3 protein-coding genes are annotated in these 2,665 nt (G+C 64.4%); all 3 read right to left on the bottom strand.

Features of this window, described 5'->3' with window-relative positions; translation table 11 throughout:
• A partial coding sequence (locus tag AC1DYI_RS32090) for a hypothetical protein (RefSeq protein WP_477208161.1) occupies positions 1–1,146 on the bottom strand: 1,146 nt, incomplete at its 3' end.
• 69 nt (positions 1,147–1,215) lie between these two features.
• Positions 1,216–1,659 carry an HIT family protein gene (locus tag AC1DYI_RS32085; RefSeq protein WP_477208160.1) on the bottom strand — a complete coding sequence of 148 codons (444 nt, stop codon included), beginning with the start codon at positions 1,657–1,659 and terminating at the stop codon, positions 1,216–1,218.
• Positions 1,659–2,665, bottom strand: a 1,007-nt coding sequence (locus tag AC1DYI_RS32080; RefSeq protein ID WP_477208159.1) for a DUF3400 domain-containing protein, incomplete at its 5' end; no start/stop codon positions are given. The genes AC1DYI_RS32080 and AC1DYI_RS32085, both read right to left, overlap by 1 nt.

Raw genomic sequence — 2,665 nt, 5'->3', positions numbered from 1 at the left:
GCCCCAGGCACTGCTGGTGCTGCTCGTGGCAAAACTGCCCCCGGCCAGGCCCGTGGAGGTGTCTGTCAGGCCAACGCGAAATTGGCGACCGGTGCCGTCGGCAGCATCGTCGGCCTGCAGCAGGATCAGCGACGAGCCTGACTGAGCCAGGCGGAAATGGATAACGTCGCTGTGGCCATCGTCACCAGTGATCTCCGAGCCCGCCACGGTCAGGACATAGGTGGCCAAGAATTCCTCTGGGCAAAGGTCCACCTTCACGGGCAGAGGAGCTCGGCAGCTTTGAAGCACACCGTTGCCAAATACCGACGGCAGCACGACCGATTCCAGATTGTCGTTGCGGCGCAGGTTGACACCCAAGAGGTTGTAGCCGACACCCACCAGTGGCGCCGTGTCGGTAATGAACTGCCGTGCGGCGACGAAGGGCCGCACGCCGTGGTCGTAGACGTGCTGGCCGAAGTTGAAGTCGAAACCACCAACCACCAAGTCGGACTCGATGCGAAAGCGGGCCGTCCCGGCGAAGACGTAGCTGACCCCGTCGGCATCAGGTGTGAAGGTGCCGGTGCGGTTCACTTGAGAGCCCAGCATGTGGTAGCTCATCTCGTTGAAGTCCAACGTCAGCGTGTACTGGCGGCCATTGCTGGCGAACACCACATAGTCACCGTTGCGGGGGTCCGGCGGATCCGGCTTGTCCACTTCCTGCGTCGTTGATTCACCGATGTTGTTGCTGTGGTCGGTGTCAGCATCGGCGCTGGCGATAAGCGCGCTGGTCACAGAGCCACGCCACGCCAGGTCGGTCTTCACCTCGAAATGGAACACCAGGCCACCACCGGCAGGCAGGTTGGCCAGGGTCATCTTCGGGCCCAGGGGCGCAGGACATTCGGCGTTGCCGGTGGCTGAACAAGTGACGGTGCCGAGTTCAGCCCCGCCACCGCTCAGGTGGTGATCCAACTGCACATCAGAGGCGCTGGCGGGCCCTTCGTTCGTCACCGCGACCTCAAAGATCACTGCTTCGCCGGCGTACACCTCTTCCGGGCCTGAATTGGTCACCAGCAGGTCGGCCTCAGACCCGACCGGTGTGCTCCCGTCCGATCCGCCACAGGCGGCCAGGGTCAGGGCAAGAAGCAAGGCAGACGCGACGCGGATCATGGCGGGTGGGGCAAAAGAAAGAGGCCGTGCGCGAGCCGCACTAACCCCCGATGCTACCCAAGCTCGGTGTCATCGTTTCCACCGAGTGCTGATCAACTCATCAAGCTTGTTCAGCGACTGACGCAGCCGCTCGGTCGCCGGCGGCATTGGTTCACGCTGGCGTGCGCCCCAGATCGGCTGCGGAAAATGGCTGTCCCAGTCGAAACGGGCGATCACGTGCCAGTGCAGGTGCGGCACCATGTTGCCGAGTGCCGCCAGGTTGATCTTGGTCGGTGCCAGCTCGTCGCGCAGCACCTTTTCGACCGCCACCACCGCGTTCAGGCAATGGGCACGGTCATCGTCCGACAGGTCGCTCAGCTCGGCCACATGGTCGCGCCAGATCACGCGGTAGAAGGCCGGGAACTCCGGCGCGTCCAGCACGCGCACGACATGCAGGCGATCGTCGGCCACGACCTCCGTCCAGGCGGCAGATTCACCGGCCGCACACAGCTCACACCCTGTCACCTGCGCCATCAGACCAGCACCCGCTCGATGCCGCCGGCGTTGGCGCGCTCGACATAGCGCTCCATCCAGTCCTCGCCCAGGATCTTGCGTGCCATCTCGACGACGATGTAGTCGGCTTCGAGCAGGCCGTTCTGCAGGTCGTCTCCATAGCGCGACAGCCCTTGCAGGCAGCTCGGGCAGGAGGTGAGGATCTTGAGATCCTCCTTCGGCCCCACCGCGCCCGACGCGCGCAGCTGCGCCTCGGTCTTGCGCAGCTCTTCTTCCTTGCGGAAGCGCACCTGGGTCGCGATGTCCGGCCGGCTGACGCCCAACGTGCCCGATTCACCGCAGCAGCGCTCGCTCTTGACCACGCCGTCACCGACCAGCGCCTTGACGGTCTTCATCGGCTCCTGCAGCTTCATCGGACTGTGGCAGGGGTCGTGGTAGAGGTAGGTGGTGCCGGCACCGGCCAGGGTGATGCCCTTTTCCAGCAAGAACTCGTGGATGTCGATGATGCGACAGCCGGGGAAGATCTCTTCGAACTTGTAGCCCTGCAGCTGGTCGTAGCAGGTACCGCAGGACACGACCACCGTCTTGATGTCCAGGTAGTTCAGCGTGTTGGCCACGCGGTGGAACAGCACCCGGTTGTCGGTGATGATCTTCTCGGCCTTGTCGAACTGGCCGGAGCCGCGCTGCGGGTAGCCGCAGCACAGGTAACCCGGCGGCAGCACGGTCTGCACACCCGCCTGCCACAGCATGGCTTGCGTGGCCAGACCAACCTGGCTGAACAGGCGCTCCGAGCCGCAGCCGGGGAAGTAGAAGACCGCCTCGGTTTCCGAGGTGGTCGCGGACGGGTTGCGGATGATCGGGACGTAGTGCTTGTCCTCGATGTCCAGCAAGGCCCGCGCCGTCTTCTTCGGCAACCCACCCGGCATCTTCTTGTTGATGAAGTGGATCACCTGCTCTTTGATCGGCGCGCTGCCGACTGTCGCCGGCGGCGCGCTGGTCTGCTTGCGGGCGGCGAGCTTCAGCACAT

Source organism: Ideonella sp. P3_A4 (assembly GCF_056403075.1).
The sequence above is the reverse complement of the archived record's forward strand: the minus strand, read 5'-3'. Positions and strand labels throughout refer to the sequence as shown.

Excerpts from the sequence above, each read along its gene's own strand:
- AC1DYI_RS32085 (WP_477208160.1), bottom strand. The coding sequence starts at position 1,659 with ATGGCGCAGGTGACAGGGTGTGAGCTGTGTGCGGCCGGTGAATCTGCC.